The organism is Streptomyces sp. NBC_00090, assembly GCF_045160815.1.
GTDB lineage: Bacteria > Actinomycetota > Actinomycetes > Streptomycetales > Streptomycetaceae > Streptomyces.
Map to the genome: position 1 here is coordinate 5,466,388 of NZ_CP108224.1, position 17,445 is coordinate 5,483,832.

At 73.0% G+C, this 17,445-nt stretch carries 13 protein-coding genes; 10 read left to right on the top strand and 3 right to left on the bottom strand.

Features of this window, described 5'->3' with window-relative positions; translation table 11 throughout:
- Positions 1-161 precede the first annotated feature (161 nt).
- The 6 genes from OG361_RS24585 to sucD all read left to right on the top strand — a co-directional run bounded on the left by OG361_RS24585 (position 162) and on the right by sucD (position 8,049).
- Positions 162-575 (top strand): hypothetical protein, encoded by a 414-nt coding sequence (locus OG361_RS24585; protein WP_384560278.1) that lies wholly within the window; start codon positions 162-164, stop codon positions 573-575.
- A 114-nt stretch (positions 576-689) separates the two neighbouring features.
- A complete protein-coding gene (locus OG361_RS24590) occupies positions 690-1,847 on the top strand; it encodes an AAA family ATPase (RefSeq protein ID WP_384560280.1) in 1,158 nt (385 codons plus the stop codon).
- 155 nt (positions 1,848-2,002) lie between these two features.
- Positions 2,003-4,246: a DUF5682 family protein gene (locus tag OG361_RS24595; RefSeq protein WP_405862414.1), complete on the top strand. Its 2,244-nt coding sequence runs from the start codon at positions 2,003-2,005 to the stop codon at positions 4,244-4,246.
- Positions 4,247-4,260: 14 nt separating this feature from the next.
- Positions 4,261-5,463 (top strand): VWA domain-containing protein, encoded by a 1,203-nt coding sequence (locus OG361_RS24600; protein WP_405862416.1) that lies wholly within the window; start codon positions 4,261-4,263, stop codon positions 5,461-5,463.
- A gap of 503 nt (positions 5,464-5,966) precedes the next feature.
- Positions 5,967-7,145 carry an ADP-forming succinate--CoA ligase subunit beta gene (gene sucC, locus OG361_RS24605; protein ID WP_389680812.1) on the top strand — a complete coding sequence of 393 codons (1,179 nt, stop codon included), beginning with the start codon at positions 5,967-5,969 and terminating at the stop codon, positions 7,143-7,145.
- A gap of 19 nt (positions 7,146-7,164) precedes the next feature.
- Complete coding sequence (sucD, locus tag OG361_RS24610; protein WP_055641765.1) at positions 7,165-8,049, top strand: succinate--CoA ligase subunit alpha; 885 nt, start codon at positions 7,165-7,167, stop codon at positions 8,047-8,049.
- A 185-nt stretch (positions 8,050-8,234) separates the two neighbouring features.
- On the opposite strand, the gene OG361_RS24615 is transcribed toward sucD, so the two are convergent.
- Positions 8,235-9,764, bottom strand: a complete 1,530-nt coding sequence (locus tag OG361_RS24615) for a sigma factor-like helix-turn-helix DNA-binding protein (protein WP_405856819.1) — start codon at positions 9,762-9,764, stop codon at positions 8,235-8,237.
- 128 nt (positions 9,765-9,892) lie between these two features.
- On the opposite strand from OG361_RS24615, the gene OG361_RS24620 reads away from it, so the two are divergent.
- Positions 9,893-11,545 carry a DUF6350 family protein gene (locus tag OG361_RS24620; protein ID WP_405862418.1) on the top strand — a complete coding sequence of 551 codons (1,653 nt, stop codon included), beginning with the start codon at positions 9,893-9,895 and terminating at the stop codon, positions 11,543-11,545.
- A 7-nt stretch (positions 11,546-11,552) separates the two neighbouring features.
- Here OG361_RS24620 and OG361_RS24625 read toward each other — a convergent pair whose 3' ends face one another.
- Positions 11,553-12,395: a hypothetical protein gene (locus OG361_RS24625; protein ID WP_405856821.1), complete on the bottom strand. Its 843-nt coding sequence runs from the start codon at positions 12,393-12,395 to the stop codon at positions 11,553-11,555.
- Positions 12,396-12,762: 367 nt separating this feature from the next.
- Here OG361_RS24625 and purN point away from each other — a divergent pair, with 367 nt between their 5' ends.
- The 3 genes from purN to OG361_RS24640 all read left to right on the top strand — a co-directional run bounded on the left by purN (position 12,763) and on the right by OG361_RS24640 (position 16,558).
- Complete coding sequence (gene purN, locus OG361_RS24630; RefSeq protein ID WP_384560290.1) at positions 12,763-13,392, top strand: phosphoribosylglycinamide formyltransferase; 630 nt, start codon at positions 12,763-12,765, stop codon at positions 13,390-13,392.
- On the top strand, positions 13,367-14,932 hold the full coding sequence (purH, locus tag OG361_RS24635; protein WP_405856823.1) for a bifunctional phosphoribosylaminoimidazolecarboxamide formyltransferase/IMP cyclohydrolase: 1,566 nt from the start codon (positions 13,367-13,369) through the stop codon (positions 14,930-14,932). The genes purN and purH overlap by 26 nt, the downstream gene beginning before the upstream one ends.
- A gap of 183 nt (positions 14,933-15,115) precedes the next feature.
- Positions 15,116-16,558: a DUF2079 domain-containing protein gene (locus tag OG361_RS24640; protein WP_405856825.1), complete on the top strand. Its 1,443-nt coding sequence runs from the start codon at positions 15,116-15,118 to the stop codon at positions 16,556-16,558.
- 108 nt (positions 16,559-16,666) lie between these two features.
- Here the strand turns inward: OG361_RS24640 and OG361_RS24645 are convergent, their stop codons facing one another.
- Positions 16,667-17,269, bottom strand: coding sequence for a hypothetical protein (locus OG361_RS24645; RefSeq protein ID WP_384560296.1), 603 nt, complete (start codon positions 17,267-17,269; stop codon positions 16,667-16,669).
- Between the last annotated feature and the right edge of the window lie 176 nt (positions 17,270-17,445).

A 17,445-nucleotide genomic window follows, 5' to 3' on the forward strand; every position in this document is an offset into this window, starting at 1 on the left:
GACGCCGCCACTGACAACGCCCCCGGCCTGCAGGTTCACCGGAGTTGGCGGCCCGGGGGGCGGACCTGACGACGACGGTCAGATGATTTGACTTTACTCTCCCTTTACGATTCTCTGCGCGAGACCGAAGATCAGCACCACCTGTCCAGGGGAACCCCGTCATGAAGCGCACCGTCCGCACCACCGTCTCGGCCCTCGCCGCCGCCGGACTCGCCCTCGGCCTCGGGGCCTGCTCGGAGGCCGCGGAGAAGGCCGTCGACCAGGTCGACAAGTCCGTCACCGAGGCGTACGAGGTCACGTACGAGGTCAGCGGCAAGAGCGTCGAGTCCATCGACTTCCACGCCGGGGACGGCACCGCCATGGCGCCGAAGGTCGAGAAGGAGAAGAAGCCGGCCACGCCGTGGACGAAGACGGTGAAACTGCAGGGCATCATGCCGCCGGCCGTCATGCCGGTCTCGCTCGACCCCGCCAGCCTCAGCTGCAAGGTCATCTACCAGGGCAAGGTCATCAAGGAGGCCAAGGGCGAGCAGGCGATGGCGGGCGGCTGCGTCGCCGTCTCCCCGGTCGTGGGCTGACCCTCCCTCACCCCGCATCCCTCGCGGCGCTCCTGACCAGCGGTTACATCCGATTGTCAGTGGCATGGTGCACGGTGGATCGCACAACAGGTCGAACGATCTGGAGGGGGATCCATGACCGTGTCCGAAACTGTCGCGCAGCCCGGTTCCGGTGTCGAGACGGACACCGGACCGGGCCGGCCCGAGGCCGCCGCGGAGGCCCTGAGGCCGCACGCCGAGCACGCCTTCGCCGACGAACTCACCGCACTCGCCGCCGCCGACGACCGGCCCCGGCCCACCCGTTGGCGCCTCTCGCCCTGGGCCGTCGCCACGTACCTCCTCGGCGGCACGCTCCCCGACGGGACGGTGATCACGCCCAAGTACGTCGGGCCGCGCCGCATCGTCGAGGTCGCCGTCACCACACTCGCCACCGACCGGGCGCTCCTGCTGCTCGGTGTGCCCGGGACCGCGAAGACCTGGGTCTCCGAGCACCTCGCCGCCGCCGTCAGCGGTGACTCCACCCTCCTCGTCCAGGGCACCGCGGGCACGCCCGAGGAGGCCATCCGGTACGGCTGGAACTACGCGCGGCTCCTCGCCGAGGGGCCCAGCCGGGACGCCCTCGTGCCCAGCCCGGTCATGCGGGCGATGTCGCGGGGCATGACGGCCCGGGTCGAGGAGCTCACCCGTATCCCCGCCGACGTACAGGACACGCTCATCACGATCCTGTCCGAGAAGACCCTGCCCGTGCCGGAGTTGGGCCAGGAGGTGCAGGCCGTCCCCGGCTTCAACCTGATCGCCACGGCCAACGACCGCGACCGGGGCGTCAACGAACTCTCCAGCGCGCTGCGCCGCCGCTTCAACACCGTGGTGCTGCCGCTGCCCGCGACCCCCGACGCCGAAGTCGACATCGTCGCGCGGCGCGTCGAGCAGATCGGGCGCTCCCTCGACCTGCCGGCCGTGCCGGAGGGGGCGGACGAGATCCGGCGCGTCGTCACCGTCTTCCGCGAGCTGCGGGACGGGGTCACCACCGACGGGCGGACGAAGGTCAAGTCCCCCTCCGGGACGCTCTCCACGGCCGAGGCCATCTCCGTCGTCACGGGCGGGCTCGCGCTCGCCGCCCACTTCGGCGACGGCGTTCTGCGCCCCGGGGACATCGCCGCCGGCATCCTCGGCGCCGTCGTCCGGGACCCGGCGGCCGACCGGGTCGTCTGGCAGGAGTACCTGGAGACGGTCGTCAGGGAGAGAGACGGCTGGAAGGACTTCTACCGCGCCTGCCGCGAGGTGAGCGCATGACACCCACGACCACGGCCCGGGGCCCGGCCCACACGTCGGGCGTCGACCCCGCCCGTGGCCCCGACTCCGTCCCCGGCGTCGTCCCCGTCCCCGACCCCGTCCCCGTCCCGAACGTCGCTCCGGCCGTGGACGACGGGCGCCGCGAGTGGCCCCTGATGCTCGGGGTGCGGCATCACGGGCCCGGTTCGGCCCGCGGCGTGCGGGCCGCGCTGGAGGCCGAGAAGCCCGCCGTCGTGCTCGTCGAGGGGCCCGCCGAGGCCGACGCCCTCGTGGCGCTCGCCGGGGACGAGGCCATGCGGCCCCCCGTGGCCCTTCTCGCCCACGCCGTGGACGACCCCGGGCGGGCCGCCTTCTGGCCGATGGCCGAGTTCTCGCCCGAGTGGGTCGCGATCCGCTGGGCCCTCGACCGGGGCGCCGCCGTGCGGTTCATCGACCTGCCGGCCGCCCACACCCTCGCCGCCGCCGACCCCACCTGGAGCGACGAGGAGGACGAGGTCACCGGCAGCGGGCTCCGTATCGACCCGCTCGCCGAACTCGCCCGGACCGCCGGGCACGAGGACGCCGAGCGCTGGTGGGAGGACGTCGTCGAACTGCGCGGCGACGCCGACCCCACCGCCCCCTTCGAGGCCCTTGCCGAGGCCATGGGCGCCGTGCGCGAGGCCTACGGGCACGGCGGCCACCCCCGCGACCTCGTCCGCGAGGCGTACATGCGGCTCCAGCTGCGCGCCGCCCGCAAGGAGTTCGGCGACGAGGTTGCCGTCGTCTGCGGCGCCTGGCACGTCCCCGCCCTCACCCGGCGGACCACCGTCACCGCCGACCGGGCCCTGCTCAAGGGCCTGCCCAAGGTGAGGACCGAACTGACCTGGGTGCCCTGGACCCACCGCAGGCTCGCCCGCCGCTCCGGGTACGGCGCGGGCATCGACGCGCCCGGCTGGTACGGACACCTCTTCGCCGCCCCCGACCGGCCCGTCGAGCGCTGGATGACCAAGGTCGCGGGACTCCTCAGGGCGGAGGACCACCTCGTCTCCTCCGCCCATGTCATCGAGGCCGTCCGCCTCGCCGAGACCCTCGCCGCGCTGCGCGGCCGGCCGCGCCCGGGGCTCGACGAGACGACGGACGCCGTCCGCGCCGTCCTGTGCGAAGGCTCCGAGGTGCCCCTCGACCTCGTCCGCGACCGCCTCGTCGTCGGCGACGTCCTCGGCGAGGTGCCCGCCGGCGCCCCCGCCGTCCCTCTCCAACGGGACCTGAGCCGTCTTCAGCGCTCCCTGCGGCTCAAGCCCGAGGCCCAGCCGCGCGAGCTGGACCTCGATCTCCGCAAGGAGACGGACGGTGCCCGCAGCCGACTGCTGCACCGGCTCCGGCTGCTCGGCGTCGACTGGGGCACACCGGCCGCCGGGCGGGCCGGCACCGGCACCTTCCGGGAGCCCTGGCGGCTGCGCTGGGAGCCCGAGCTGCACGTCCAGGTGGCCGAGGCCGGAATCTGGGGCACCACCGTCGAGGCCGCCGCCACCGCCAAGGCCGAGTCCCGGGCCCTGTCCGCGACCGCCCTCACCGACATCACGGCCCTCGCCGAGCAGTGCCTCCTCGCCGGACTCACCGAGGCGCTGCCCGTCGTGATGCGGGCCCTCGCCGACCGGGCCGCGCTCGACACCGACGTCGCCCACCTCGCCCAGGCCCTCCCGGCCCTGGCCCGCTCCCTGCGCTACGGCGACGTCCGCTCCACCGACACGGCCGCCCTCGCCGAGGTCGCCGCCGGGCTCGTCGAGCGGATCTGCGTCGGCCTGCCGCCCGCCTGCGCCGGACTCGACGCCGACGCCGCCACCGCCATGCGCGACCGGATCGACGAGGTCCACCACTCCCTCGGCCTGCTGCCGGACCCGGAGGAGCCGACCGAGCGCTGGGCGGGCGTCCTGCACCGGCTCGCCGGACGCGACCGGGTGCCCGGCATCCTGCGCGGCCGGGCCGCCCGGCTCCTCCTCGACGAGGGACGGATCGCCGAGGACGAGGCCGCGCTGCTGATGAGCCGCGCCCTCTCACCCGGCACCCCGCCGCCGGACGCCGCCGCCTGGATCGACGGCTTCGTCGGCGGGGCCTCCGGCGGAGGGCTGCTCCTCGTCCACGACGAGCGGCTGCTCGGCCTGGTGGACGCCTGGCTCACGTCCGTACCGGCGGGGGCGTTCACCGACGTCCTGCCGCTGCTGAGAAGGACCTTCTCCGGATACGAGCCGGGCGTCCGCCGCACCCTCGGCGAGCTCGTCGCCCGCGGCCCGAAGGCCGGCGGCCCGGGCCGCCCGAGGCCCGGCGGCGTTCCCGGCTTCGCCGCCGCTCTCGACAGGGAACGGGCGGACGGCGTCCTGCCCCTCCTCCACCTCATCCTCGGTACGGAGGCCATCGCATGAGCACGAGTACGGGCATGGGCACGGGACCGAGTGCGTGCAGGGGCACGAGCGATGACGTGACGGCGGACGACGAGCGGCTGCGCCGCTGGCGTCTCGTCCTGGGCGGCGGGGAGGCCGACGGCACCGGCCGCGCACTCACCGGTACCGACGCCGCCATGGACGGCGCCCTCACCGCGCTCTACGACCGGCAGGCCCGCGGCCGGGGAACGGGCGAGGGCAGGGGAAGGGACCGCTCGGCCGGGCTCGGCGGCTCGGCGCCCTCCGTCGCCCGCTGGCTCGGCGACATCCGGACGTACTTCCCCAGCTCCGTCGTCCAGGTCATGCAGCGCGACGCCATCGACCGGCTCGGCCTCGCCACGCTCCTCCTGGAACCGGAGATGCTGGCGGCGGTCGAGGCCGACGTGCACCTCGTCGGCACCCTGCTCTCCCTCAACAAGGCCATGCCGGAGACGACCAGGGAGACCGCGCGGGCCGTCGTCCGGAAGGTCGTCGACGACCTGGAGAAGCGCCTCGCCACCCGCACCCGCGCCACGCTCACCGGCGCCCTCGACCGCTCGGCCCGGATCAGCCGCCCCCGGCACCGGGACGTCGACTGGGACCGCACGATCCGCGCCAACCTCAAGAACTACCTGCCGGAGTACCGCACCGTCGTCCCGGAGCGGCTCGTCGGCCACGGGCGCGCCTCCCAGGCCGTACGGAAGGAGGTCGTGCTCTGCATCGACCAGTCCGGCTCCATGGCGGCCTCCGTCGTCTACGCCTCCGTCTTCGGCGCGGTGCTCGCCTCGATGCGGTCGATCGCCACCCGGCTCGTCGTCTTCGACACCGCCGTCGTCGACCTCACCGACCGGCTCGACGACCCGGTCGACGTCCTCTTCGGTACCCAGCTCGGCGGCGGTACCGACATCAACCGGGCCCTCGCCCACTGCCAGTCGAAGATCAGCCGCCCCGCCGACACCGTGGTCGTCCTCATCAGCGACCTGTACGAGGGAGGCATCCGTGACGAGATGCTGAAGAGGGTCGCGGCGATGAAGGCCTCCGGCGTCCAGTTCGTCGCGCTGCTCGCCCTCTCCGACGAGGGCGCCCCCGCCTACGACCGCGACCACGCGGCGGCGCTCGCCGCACTCGGCGCCCCGGCCTTCGCCTGCACCCCCGACCTCTTCCCCGAGGTCATGGCCGCCGCCCTGGAGAAGCGCCCGCTCCCCATACCCACGGCCTGAGCCGAGGAGCCGTTCCCGATACCCACGGCGTGAGCCGAGGAGCCGTCCCGAGTTCCGTACAGAGGGGCCGTCCCGAGCTCCGCACTGGAGACCGAGGCGTACCTCCGGCAGGTGCGGAATCCGTAGCCGCGGGACCACCCGCACGGGTGCTCCGGGGGCGACTGAGGCCCATATCACATCGGGCCCCGATCGCCCCTCACCTCCGCTTCTGGCGCGTCGTGAGGGGCCGGGAGGCCATGCCCCGCCTGCCGAGAACGTCGCACTTCCCCACCTCGCGACCCCTACGGAACGCCCCTCGCCCCCTACAGCCTGTGACCCGTATCACCGCTCCGTGGGGATCTGCGATTTAGGGACCTACGTCCCTCGGAGATAACCTGCGAGACGGACATGCCGCGTCCACGGACACCGTGAACGCCTCCCTTGTGACAGAGCAGTCACGTTGCCCTCCGCGGCACGCCCACGCAGAAAACGAACCGCGATCATCAGAAAAGGGACGGACGCGCGTGGACCTGTTCGAGTACCAGGCGAGGGACCTCTTCGCCAAGCACGGTGTACCGGTGCTGGCCGGTGAAGTCATCGACACGCCTGAGGCGGCGCGCGAGGCCACCGAGCGTCTTGGCGGCAAGTCGGTCGTCAAGGCGCAGGTGAAGGTCGGTGGCCGCGGCAAGGCCGGCGGCGTCAAGCTGGCCGCCACCCCGGACGAGGCCGTCGCCCGCGCGACGGACATCCTCGGGATGGACATCAAGGGCCACACGGTCCACAAGGTGATGATCGCGGAGACCGCTCCGGAAATCCTCGAGGAGTACTACGTCTCGTACCTCCTCGACCGCACCAACCGCACCTTCCTCGCCATGGCGTCCGTCGCCGGTGGCATGGACATCGAGGAGGTCGCCGCGACGACCCCCGAGAAGCTGGCGAAGGTGCCCGTCGACTCCAACACCGGTGTCGACATCGAGAAGGCCCGCGAGATCGTGGCCCTGGCGCAGTTCCCGGCCGAGGTTGCCGAGAAGGTCGCCGAGGTCCTCGTGACCCTGTGGAAGACCTTCGTCGCCGAGGACGCGCTCCTCGTCGAGGTGAACCCGCTGGCCAAGGTCGCCTCCGGCGACATCCTGGCCCTGGACGGCAAGGTGTCTCTCGACGAGAACGCCGACTTCCGTCAGCCCGAGCACGAGGCGCTCGAGGACAAGGCCGCAGCCAACCCGCTCGAGGCTGCCGCCAAGGCCAAGAACCTCAACTACGTCAAGCTCGAGGGCGAGGTCGGCATCATCGGTAACGGTGCCGGTCTGGTCATGTCGACCCTGGACGTCGTCGCGTACGCCGGTGAGAACCACGGCGGCGTGAAGCCGGCCAACTTCCTCGACATCGGTGGCGGCGCCTCCGCCGAGGTCATGGCGAACGGCCTGGAGATCATCCTGGGCGACCCGGACGTCAAGTCCGTGTTCGTCAACGTCTTCGGTGGCATCACCGCCTGTGACGAGGTCGCCAACGGCATCGTCCAGGCCCTGGAGCTCCTCGCCTCCAAGGGTGAAGAGGTCACCAAGCCGCTGGTCGTGCGCCTCGACGGCAACAACGCGGAGCTGGGTCGCAAGATCCTGTCGGACGCGAACCACCCGCTCGTGCAGCGCGTGGACACCATGGACGGCGCGGCCGACAAGGCCGCCGAGCTCGCGGCTGCGAAGTAAGGGACGAGGTCAGAACACCATGGCTATCTTCCTGACCAAGGACAGCAAGGTCATCGTCCAGGGCATGACCGGTGCCACGGGCATGAAGCACACCAAGCTCATGCTGGGTGACGGCACCAACATCGTCGGTGGCGTGAACCCGCGCAAGGCCGGCACGTCCGTCGACTTCGACGGCACCGAGGTCCCGGTCTTCGGCTCCGTCGCCGAGGCGATGAAGGAGACCGGCGCCAACGTCTCCGTCCTCTTCGTCCCGCCGGCCTTCGCGAAGGCCGCCGTGGTCGAGGCGATCGACGCCGAGATCCCGCTGGCCGTCGTCATCACCGAGGGCATCGCCGTCCACGACTCCGCCGCCTTCTGGGCGTACGCGCAGTCGAAGGGCAACAAGACCCGCATCATCGGCCCGAACTGCCCCGGTCTCATCACCCCGGGCCAGTCCAACGCCGGCATCATCCCGGGCGACATCACGAAGCCGGGCCGCATCGGCCTGGTCTCGAAGTCCGGCACGCTGACGTACCAGATGATGTACGAGCTCCGTGACATCGGCTTCTCGTCCGCCGTCGGCATCGGTGGCGACCCGGTCATCGGCACCACGCACATCGACGCCCTCGCGGCGTTCGAGGCGGACCCCGACACCGACCTGATCGTCATGATCGGTGAGATCGGCGGCGACGCCGAGGAGCGTGCGGCCGACTTCATCAAGGCCAACGTCACCAAGCCGGTCGTCGGCTACGTCGCGGGCTTCACCGCGCCCGAGGGCAAGACCATGGGCCACGCCGGCGCCATCGTCTCCGGCTCCTCCGGCACCGCCCAGGCGAAGAAGGAGGCCCTGGAGGCCGCGGGCGTCAAGGTCGGCAAGACCCCGACCGAGACGGCCAAGCTGGCGCGCGCCATTCTGGCCGGCTAGTACAGCCTCACGGGCTGACACCATCAGCACGTACGCGAGTGGGCCCCGCCCCTCCCGGGAGACCGGGTGGGGGGCGGGGCCCACTCGCGTACGCGGCCCGGCCGAGCTGAACGGGTGAGCTCGAATGCCGAGCGGTCCGGCCGAGCCGCCTGACCGAGCGGCCCGGCCAAGCCCGTTCGGTCGCGTTACTCCGTCGAGGGGATCAGCCGCTCCGGACCCGGGTTCGGCTCGGACCGGAGCTTGTCGCGGAGCTCGACGTCCTCCGGAGCGAGCTTCGGAGAGCCGCCGCGCACCGGTACCCCGTTGACGGTCTCGCCGGGGGCGTTCACCGGCAGGTACTGGGTGGGCGCGGTCGCGGCCGTGACGGCCGTCACGCAGGCCAGGACCGCCGTCACCCCCAGCACCGTCCGTGTCCACCTGCGGTTCCGCCGCTCGCTGCCGGCCCGGACCGCGCGGGCCGCCGGGAGGGTGGCCGTCGGCGCCTCGGTGACCAGTGAGCTCAGCCGCCGGCGCAGGACCTCCGGCTCGGCGAGCTCGGGGATCCGCTGCCCGAGGACCGCACGGGCGTGCAGCAGCCGGTTGGCGGCGGCGGGGGTGCTCGCCTCCGTCTCGGCGGCCGTCTCCGGCAGGTCGAGGCCGAGTCCTTCGTAGAGCAGGACGGTACGGCGGTACGGCGGCGGCAGTTCGAGCAGCGCGGCGAGCAGCGCCCGCCGGTTCGCCTCGGTCGGCGGGGCGTCGGGGTGCCTGTGGGCGCGCCGCAGCCGGTGCCAGGGGGAGAGGGCGTACTCGTACGCCGCCGCCCGCACCCACCCCACCGGGTCCGCGTCGACGGCGACCTCGGGCCAGTGCTCCCAGGCGTGGCGGAAGGCCTGCTCGACGGACTCGCGCGAGAGCCGGCGGCGCCCGGTGAGCAGGTAGGTCTGGTGGGCGAGGCCGGGCGCGGCGTACGCGTACAGCGCGTCGAAGGCCTGCTCGGGGGTGAGGCCCGGTTCGGCGGGCGGCCGCGCGGGCTCCGGGGCGCCCGCCGAACCGGGCGTCTCCGGCACGGGGATCGCGGAGACGGCCGCCGGCGGGCCGGCTCCCTGTGCCGCCACCGGTTTCAGGCGTTCCTGCGGCTTGGGGGCGCCTTTGCGGGCGGCGCCGGGGGTGATGGCGGGGACGGGCGAGGGGGCCTTGGGCGGCTTGGTCGCCCGCTTGGCCGCGGCCCTGGGCCGGACGTTGGCCGAAGCCGAAGCCGATGCAGAGGCCGACACCGATGCAGAGGCCGACACCGAAGCCGAGGCCGAGGCGGGGATCGAGGCCGGGAGAGGCTGCGCCGGGCTCGGGGCCGACGCCGGCGCCGGGGCGGACCCGGACGTGGACCCCGACGCAGGCGCCGATGCCGGCCCCGGCTCCGACCCCGACTCCGCCCCCGACGCGGATACGGGCGTGGACGCGTTCGTGGTGGGCTCCGGCGGGCCGGCCGCGTCGGCCGGGGCGGCCACACGGCCCGCCTCGGCGTCAGCGCGCGCGGCGAGCAGCTTCGCGTACGCCTCGCGCTTGCGGCCCCGTGGCGCCGAGCGCCCGGCCTCCCAGGCCTTGAGGGTGGCTTTCGAGACGCCCATGGCCTCGGCGACCTGCTCCTCGCTGAGGGCCAGGGCCTCACGCAACCTGCGCCGCTCCTTCGGCGTCGGCAGGGTGACGGAGGATGCGGAATCCGTGGTGCTCCGGCTCATCGGCGTCGACCTCCCGCAGAGCTGCTATGGGCGGAAAAGTACATAAACGTATCTTGAGCGACACAGCGGAGGTTTGCCTGTTACGCGGCAAAAGCGCGTGTCGTTGGGAGCATGAACCCGTGACCCATATGACCGAGCACCCCCTGGTCCAGGGCGGCCGTTCCGCCGCTCTGGCCACCGCCTGTGTCCGCGGCGGCGTCGCCGCCGGGCTCGGTCTCGGCGCCCTCGCCGTCCTGGTGATCGCGGCCTGGATCAGCTCGCCGTACCCCGACAGCGGCCCCGGCGGCGCCATGCACGCCGCCGCCGGGATCTGGCTCCTCGCCCACGGCGTGGACCTGATCCGTACGGACACCCTCTCCGGCCTGCCCGCCCCCCTCGGCGTCGTGCCGATGCTCCTCGTCGCCCTGCCCGTCTGGCTCGTCCACCGGGCCGCCCGCGACACCCTCGGCCCGGGGAACGGCAGCGGTCGGCCGCGCCCCTCAGCGAGCGGCGCCGCGGCCGCCGTGGCCGGGGGGTACCTGCTGGTCGCGGCCGCCGTCGTGGTCTACAGCGAGAGCGGCCCGCTGCCCGCCGACCTGATCACCGCCGGGCTCTGGCTGCCCGCCGTCGTCACCGGCGCGGCGGGGGCGGGCGTCTGGACGGCGCTCGGCCGCCCGCTGCCCGGACAGCGGCAGGCGGCGGCGGCCCTCCGCGCGACGGGACTCGGGCTCGTGACGCTGTGCGGCGGCGGCGCGGTGCTCGCGGCGGTCTCGCTGGCCTGGCACGCGGGTGAGGCGCAGACCGCGTTCGAGGGCCTGGCGGGGGAGTGGTCGGGGCGGGTCACGGTCCTGCTGCTGGTCCTGGCGCTGCTGCCGAACATGGCCGTGTGGGGGGCGGCGTACGGGCTCGGGCCGGGCTTCACCCTCGGTACGGGCGCGCTCGCGACGCCCCTGGGTCTCGCCGGCGACCCGGCCGTGCCGGCCTTCCCGCTGCTGGCCGCGCTGCCCGCCGAGGGACGCGGTACGTGGACCCACTGGGCGGCCGCGGCGGTTCCGCTGGCCGCGACCCTGGTCCAGGGCTGGCGCGTGGGCCGCTCGGCGCGGGGCTGGCCGACCCGGGACGCGGCCCTGACGGCCCTGGGAGCCGCTTGGGGATGCGGAGCCGCCGTCGCCGTCCTCGCGGCCGCGGCGGGTGGCCCGCTCGGCTCCGGGCGGCTGTCCGCCTTCGGCCCGGTGTGGTGGCAGGCGGGCGCGGCGACGGTGCTGTGGGGCGCGTGCCTCGGGGTGCCGGTGACCCTGACCGTACGGGCCTGGGGCCGCCGGGCCCTCCGGCCGAAGCCGCTGCCGCTGCCCGTACCGGTATCCGTTCCGGGCTCCGTACCGGCGTCCGTCCCCGCCCCCGCCCCGGCATCCGTACCGGCGTCCGCGTCTGCCGGGAAGGCCGGTACGGATGCGGGGGCGGGGCTCGGGGCGGGGCTCGGGGCGGGACTCTGGACGAGGCTGGGGACGATGTTCGGGACGTCCGCCCGGGCGTCTGTCGGGGCGGTCTTCGGCGTGGGGGCGGAGAAGCGGCCGGACGCGGCTCCGGGCGGTCAGGTACCGAACGGCGCCGGGTCCGGCGCCGGTCCCGGCGGCGGGGGCGACCGCGGCACCCCGGACGCCCCGCAGGCTTCCGGTACCGGCTCCACCGCCACCGCCCAGGACCTGGACCTCGACCTGGACGACGACCCGGGCTACGAGCCGTACGACTACCTCCCGGCGGCCTGGGAGCCCTCCCCGCCGCCGGTTCCCCCCACCCCGTAGGGGGTGTCTACTCCCGGACCCCGAAGCCCGCGCGCAGCGGCTTCGGCAGGAGGTCGTTGCAGGCGAGCTGGCCCGCGTGGGTCAGGGCGTCGTCGCGGCACTCGTAGAAGTCCCGGTAGACGAGCTGCATGGTGAAGCCGACCGCGACGATCATCAGGGCCACGCTCGCCGCCACGATGCCGCTGATCGCGGCCGTCCGCATCGAGCGGACCGGCGCCGTCGTGGGAGCGGGAGCGGGAGAAGACGAGGACGAGGACGAGGGCGCGCCGGATCGGTCCGCGTCGGACGCGGACGGGGCCTCCGACGACCCCGCCCCGTCCGACCCCGCCGGCTCTGCTGTCGGCGACAGCTCCGAAGCCTGCTTGGGCTTCGTCCGCAGGGAGCTGATGCCCCAGTAGAGCGCGAGGGCGCCGAGCAGCAGCGCCAGCTCCGGGATCTCGAAGATGGCGAAGAAGAAGGCCCACATGCCCGCGAGGATCGCGTAGCGCGCCCGCCGCTGCGCGGGGTCCGTCGGGTCCCAGCGCAGCCCCTGGCCGCGACCTGGCCCGCCGCCCTGCCCGGGGCCGCCCTCGGAGCCTCCCCGGCGCTCGGGCCCGCGGCCGAAGCCGTCCGTCGAGCGGCCCGGCTGGCGGGGGCTCCAGCGACCGTCGGCCGATCCGGTCGGACCGGTCGATCCGGTCGATCCGGTCGGCCCGCCCGGTTCCGCACCCGAACCGTCCGACGACCCCGAGGCACCGGACGTGTCGTCGTCCGAACCCTCCGGTCGCCGCGGCTGCCACGGCTGATCCGGCCGGCCCTCGGGCGGCGGCGCGAACGGGTTGTTGTCGTTCGTGGACTGGCGCTCCGGCATGTGCTGGACGTCTTCCCTCTGTCGTCGCGACCACGGCCGCACCCGCGGTCTCCGCTGCTGTCTCGTCTGTCTCGGCTGTCTCGTCCCGCGACCGGCCGCTGTGCCCGGCCGCGGTGTCGTCTCGTGTGTTCCGGTGTGTCTGGTGACGCGTCGTCCCGTGTGTCGTCCGGCGTGTCGTCCGGTCCGTCGTCCGCCCTGTCGTCCGGCGTCGGACCCTGACGCTACCGCCCTGCTCCGCCCCCGTCCCGTGGGGGCCGTCCGGTGTGCCGGTATCGTTGCTGACGGTCGAGCCATTCGTAGGGTTCCCCGTATCGAGCGACACGATTCGTTCGTACGACCGCACAAACACCACGGAAAGAGTGACCCAGTGGCTGCCGCCCGCCTCGTCGTCCTGGTCTCCGGGTCCGGTACCAATCTGCAGGCCCTCCTCGACGCCATCGCCGCCGACCCCGAGGGGTACGGGGCCGAGGTCGTCGCCGTCGGCGCGGACCGCGACGGCATCGTCGGTCTGGAGCGCGCCGAGCGCGCCGGGCTGCCCACCTACGTCTGCCGGGTCAAGGACCACGCCACCCGCGAGGAGTGGGACCGCGCCCTGACCGAGGCCACCGCCGCGTACGAGCCGGATCTCGTCGTCTCGGCCGGGTTCATGAAGATCGTCGGCAAGGAGTTCCTCGCCCGCTTCGGCGGCCGGGTCGTCAACACCCACCCGGCGCTGCTGCCCAGTTTTCCCGGTGCCCACGGGGTGCGTGACGCCCTCGCCTACGGCGCGAAGGTCACCGGGTGCACCGTCCACTTCGTCGACGACGGTGTCGACACCGGCCCGATCATCGCCCAGGGCGTGGTCGAGGTGCGGGACGAGGACGATGAAGCCGCTCTGCACGAGCGCATCAAGGAAGTCGAGCGCTCGCTGCTCGTCGACGTCGTGGGGCACCTCGCCCGGCACGGCTATCGCATTGAGGGACGAAAGGTTCATGTCGGTGAACACGGACACCGTTAAGCCCATCCGCCGCGCGCTGGTCAGCGTCTACGACAAGACGGGTCTGGAGGAGCTGGCCCGCGGTCTGCACGAGGCCGGTGTCGAGCTCGTCTCCACCGGCTCCACGGCCGGGAAGATCGCCGCCGCCGGTGTGCCGGTCACCAAGGTCGAGGAGCTGACCGGCTTCCCCGAGTGCCTGGACGGCCGGGTCAAGACCCTGCACCCGCGCGTGCACGCCGGGATCCTCGCCGACCTGCGCCTGGAGTCGCACCGCGAGCAGCTCGCCGAGCTCGGTGTGGAGCCCTTCGACCTGGTCGTCGTGAACCTCTACCCGTTCAAGGAGACCGTCGCCTCCGGCGCCACTCCCGACGAGTGCGTCGAGCAGATCGACATCGGCGGCCCGTCGATGGTTCGCGCCGCGGCCAAGAACCACCCGTCCGTGGCCGTCGTCACCGACCCCGGCGCCTACGCAGCGGTCCTCCAGGCGGTCAAGGAGGGCGGCTTCACGCTGGGGCTGCGCAAGCGGTTCGCCGCCCGGGCCTTCCAGCACACCGCCGCGTACGACGTGGCCGTCGCCGCCTGGTTCGCCGACGACTACGCCGCCGCCGACGAGTCGGGCTTCCCCGACTTCCTGGGCGCGACGTACGAGCGGAAGAACGTGCTGCGCTACGGCGAGAACCCGCACCAGGGCGCCGCGCTCTACGTCGACGGCACGGGCGGCCTCGCGGAGGCCGAGCAGCTGCACGGCAAGGAGATGTCGTACAACAACTTCACGGACACCGACGCCGCGCGCCGGGCCGCGTACGACCACACCGAGCCCTGCGTCGCGATCATCAAGCACGCCAACCCGTGCGGCATCGCGATCGGCGCCGACGTCGCCGAGGCCCACCGCAAGGCGCACGCCTGCGACCCGCTGTCCGCGTTCGGCGGCGTCATCGCCGTCAACCGCCCGGTCTCCGTCGCGATGGCCGAGCAGGTCGCGGAGATCTTCACCGAGGTCATCGTCGCCCCGGCGTACGAGGACGGTGCGGTCGAGGTCCTCGCCAAGAAGAAGAACATCCGCGTGCTCCGCGCCGAGGGCGCCCCGGCCAACCCGGTCGAGGTCAAGCCGATCGACGGCGGCGCGCTGCTCCAGGTCACCGACCGGCTCCAGGCCGAGGGCGACGACCCGGCGAACTGGACCCTGGCGACCGGCGAGGCCCTGTCCGCCGAGGAGCTGGCCGAGCTCGCCTTCGCCTGGAAGGCCTGCCGCGCGGTCAAGTCCAACGCGATCCTGCTCTCCAAGGACGGCGCCTCGGTCGGCGTCGGCATGGGCCAGGTCAACCGCGTCGACTCCGCGAAGCTGGCCGTCGAGCGGGCCGGCGAGGAGCGGGCGAGCGGCGCGTACGCCGCGTCGGACGCCTTCTTCCCCTTCCCCGACGGCCTGGAGATCCTCACGGCCGCCGGCGTGAAGGCGGTCGTGCAGCCGGGCGGCTCGGTCCGTGACGAGCTGGTCGTCGAGGCCGCGCAGAAGGCGGGCGTGACCATGTACTTCACCGGCACGCGCCACTTCTTCCACTGACGGTGACGGCGGGGCCCTCCTGAAGAGGAGGGCCCCGCTCCACGCACCCCGGACTTTCCCCGGCCCTGGGGCGGCCTTTCTGTGGGCTTCCTGTGAGTGACTCCCTGTGAGTGACTCAGCCGATCGGGTGGTCTCTGGTCTAATGGGTTGCTCTTTTGTCGGCCGCCGGTTGTGGGGGACGTGGTGTTGGACGTACTGAACAGGCCCGCTGCGGATACCGCGGACACCGACGACCCGAACGCGCCGGACCGTCTTTCCCCGGCCCCGCTGAGGCCCTATCTGATCCTCGCGGTCGTCCTCTGCGGCCTGTACTTCCTCTACTCCTGGGTGCAGTACACGCATTTCCGCACCCCTTCCTGGGACCTCGGGATCTTCGGGCAGTCCGTGCGGGCGTACGCCGAGTTCCGGGCCCCCGTCGTCGACATCAAGGGCCCCGGCTTCCACATACTCGGCGACCACTTCAGCCCGGTCACGGCGCTGCTCGCGCCCCTGTACTGGATCTGGCCCTCGCCCGCCGCCCTGCTCTTCGCGCAGGCCGCGCTCTTCGCCTCCGGCGCCGTCGTCGTCGGCCGCACCACCCAGCAGGTCCTCGGCAGCCGGGCCGCCGGCATCGGACTCGCCGTCGCGTACGGGCTCTCCTGGGGGCTCCAGGAGGCCGTCAAGTCGGACTTCCACGAGATCGCCTTCGCGGTCCCGATGCTCGCGCTGACCTGCCGGGCCCTGCTCCTCGGGCGCTGGACGGCGGCCGTCGCCTGGTCGGCCCCGCTCGTCCTGGTCAAGGAGGACATGGGGCTCACCGTCGCCATGGTCGGCGCGGTCCTCTTCCTCAAGGGGCAGAAGCGGCTGGGCGCCGCCCTGGCGGGCTTCGGCGTGGCGGCCTTCGCCCTCACCGTCCTCGTCCTGATCCCGGCGGCGAGCCGGGTCGGGGAGTACGACTACTGGTCGAAGATCGAGAAGACCGGCCAGGGCGCCGAGACCTCCTTCGGGCAGGTCATCACCGACGCCCTCGTCTCCGGCGAACGCTGGGAGATGGTGATCTTCCTGCTCGCGATCACCGGCTTCCTCGCCCTGCGCTCCCCGCTGATCCTGCTCGTGCTGCCGACCCTGGGCTGGCGCTTCCTCTCCCAGGACCCCAACCACTGGGGCATGCACTGGCACTACAGCGCGATCCTCATGCCGGTGGTCTTCCTGGCCCTCGTGGACGCCGCCCGGTCCGTGCGCACCTCGCCGCGCGCCTGGCTCGCCGCGTACGGGAAGGTCGTCGTCCCGGTCGCCACGGCCGTCGCGCTCGTGCTCGCCGTGAACCTGCCGCTGCGGGAGCTGCTGAAGTCGGAGACGTACCGCACGGACACCCGGGCCACGGAGGCGCGGGCGGCGGTGGCCGCGGTGCCGGAGGGTGTGAGCGTGGAGGCGGACGTCTCGCTCCTCGCCCACCTCACGGCGGACCACCGGGTCTACTGGGTGGGCACCTCGAAGGGGGCCACCCCGGACTATCTCGCCTTCGACCTGCGCGGCTGGTCGCAGCAGGTCTCGGACCCGGTGCAGCTGGCTTCGCAACTGCACCCGGAGGCGCGGTACGAGATCACGTACCGCTCGGACGGGTTCGCGGTGCTCAAGAAGGTGTGACGCGCGCTGCGACATCCGTGACGCGCGCCGCGACACCGGTAGGGAACGGCCGAGGGGCCGGGCTCCGTACTCTCCGTACGGAACCCGGCCCCTCGGCGCGAGCGGTGCTCAGTACTGCTGCTGGTTCCGCTTGAACCAGGCCGCGGCGTCGCTCTTCGCGAAGAAGACGATGAGCAGGATGCCGAGAACGAGGCTGATCAGGGCGAAGACGTTCGCGCCGAGCAGGTTCACCAGGCTGCCGAGGGTCACCAGCGAGCCGTAGACGATGCCCGAGATGCGGATGCCGTTGCCGCCGGAGCCGATCTTGGCCGCCATGATGATGGCCCAGACGCCGAACGCGAGGCCGATGACACCGACCACGATCATGGTGCCGGTCAGGATCGAGGAGACGTCCTGGGTCTGGCCGTCGAGCTCGGGGGAGCCGGCGAGCTGGTCGGCGACCCACTTGCTGGCCACGACGGCGAGCAGGCCGAACAGCGCCTGGATGACGCCGAGGATCCACAGGATCACGCGATTGGCCTTCACACCGCCGGGCATCACCATGGCGGCGCCCGGGTAGCCGCCGCCGTACGGCGAGGCCGGCGGGGCGGCCGGGTAGCCGTAGCCCTGCTGCGGAGGCACGCCCTGCGGGGTCTGCTGCGGGTAGCCGTAACCGGGCTGCTGCTGCCCCTGCTGCTGGCCGTAGGGGTTGTTCGGGTCGCCGAAGCTCATCGCGGGATTCCTCCGTGAAATTTTCTGTGCGGGGACGACGCGGCCCGCGCGGAGGACTTTCACAGCGTTTGAGCGGATTTCCCCCCGGCACTTTCCGCGGTACTTCGCCGATCATCGTCGTTGCACCGTCGAGTTTTTGTCCAGTCGATACGCGTCGGAGTTGTGCAAGTGCAATC

Excerpts from the sequence above, each read along its gene's own strand:
- OG361_RS24585 (WP_384560278.1), top strand. The coding sequence starts at position 162 with ATGAAGCGCACCGTCCGCACCACCGTCTCGGCCCTCGCCGCCGCCGGA.
- OG361_RS24595 (WP_405862414.1), top strand. The coding sequence starts at position 2,003 with ATGCTCGGGGTGCGGCATCACGGGCCCGGTTCGGCCCGCGGCGTGCGG.
- OG361_RS24615 (WP_405856819.1), bottom strand. The coding sequence starts at position 9,764 with ATGAGCCGGAGCACCACGGATTCCGCATCCTCCGTCACCCTGCCGACG.
- sucD (WP_055641765.1), top strand. The coding sequence starts at position 7,165 with ATGGCTATCTTCCTGACCAAGGACAGCAAGGTCATCGTCCAGGGCATG.
- OG361_RS24600 (WP_405862416.1), top strand. The coding sequence starts at position 4,261 with ATGGGCACGGGACCGAGTGCGTGCAGGGGCACGAGCGATGACGTGACG.
- OG361_RS24620 (WP_405862418.1), top strand. The coding sequence starts at position 9,893 with ATGACCGAGCACCCCCTGGTCCAGGGCGGCCGTTCCGCCGCTCTGGCC.
- OG361_RS24645 (WP_384560296.1), bottom strand. The coding sequence starts at position 17,269 with ATGAGCTTCGGCGACCCGAACAACCCCTACGGCCAGCAGCAGGGGCAG.
- purH (WP_405856823.1), top strand. The coding sequence starts at position 13,367 with ATGTCGGTGAACACGGACACCGTTAAGCCCATCCGCCGCGCGCTGGTC.
- OG361_RS24590 (WP_384560280.1), top strand. The coding sequence starts at position 690 with ATGACCGTGTCCGAAACTGTCGCGCAGCCCGGTTCCGGTGTCGAGACG.
- OG361_RS24625 (WP_405856821.1), bottom strand. The coding sequence starts at position 12,395 with ATGCCGGAGCGCCAGTCCACGAACGACAACAACCCGTTCGCGCCGCCG.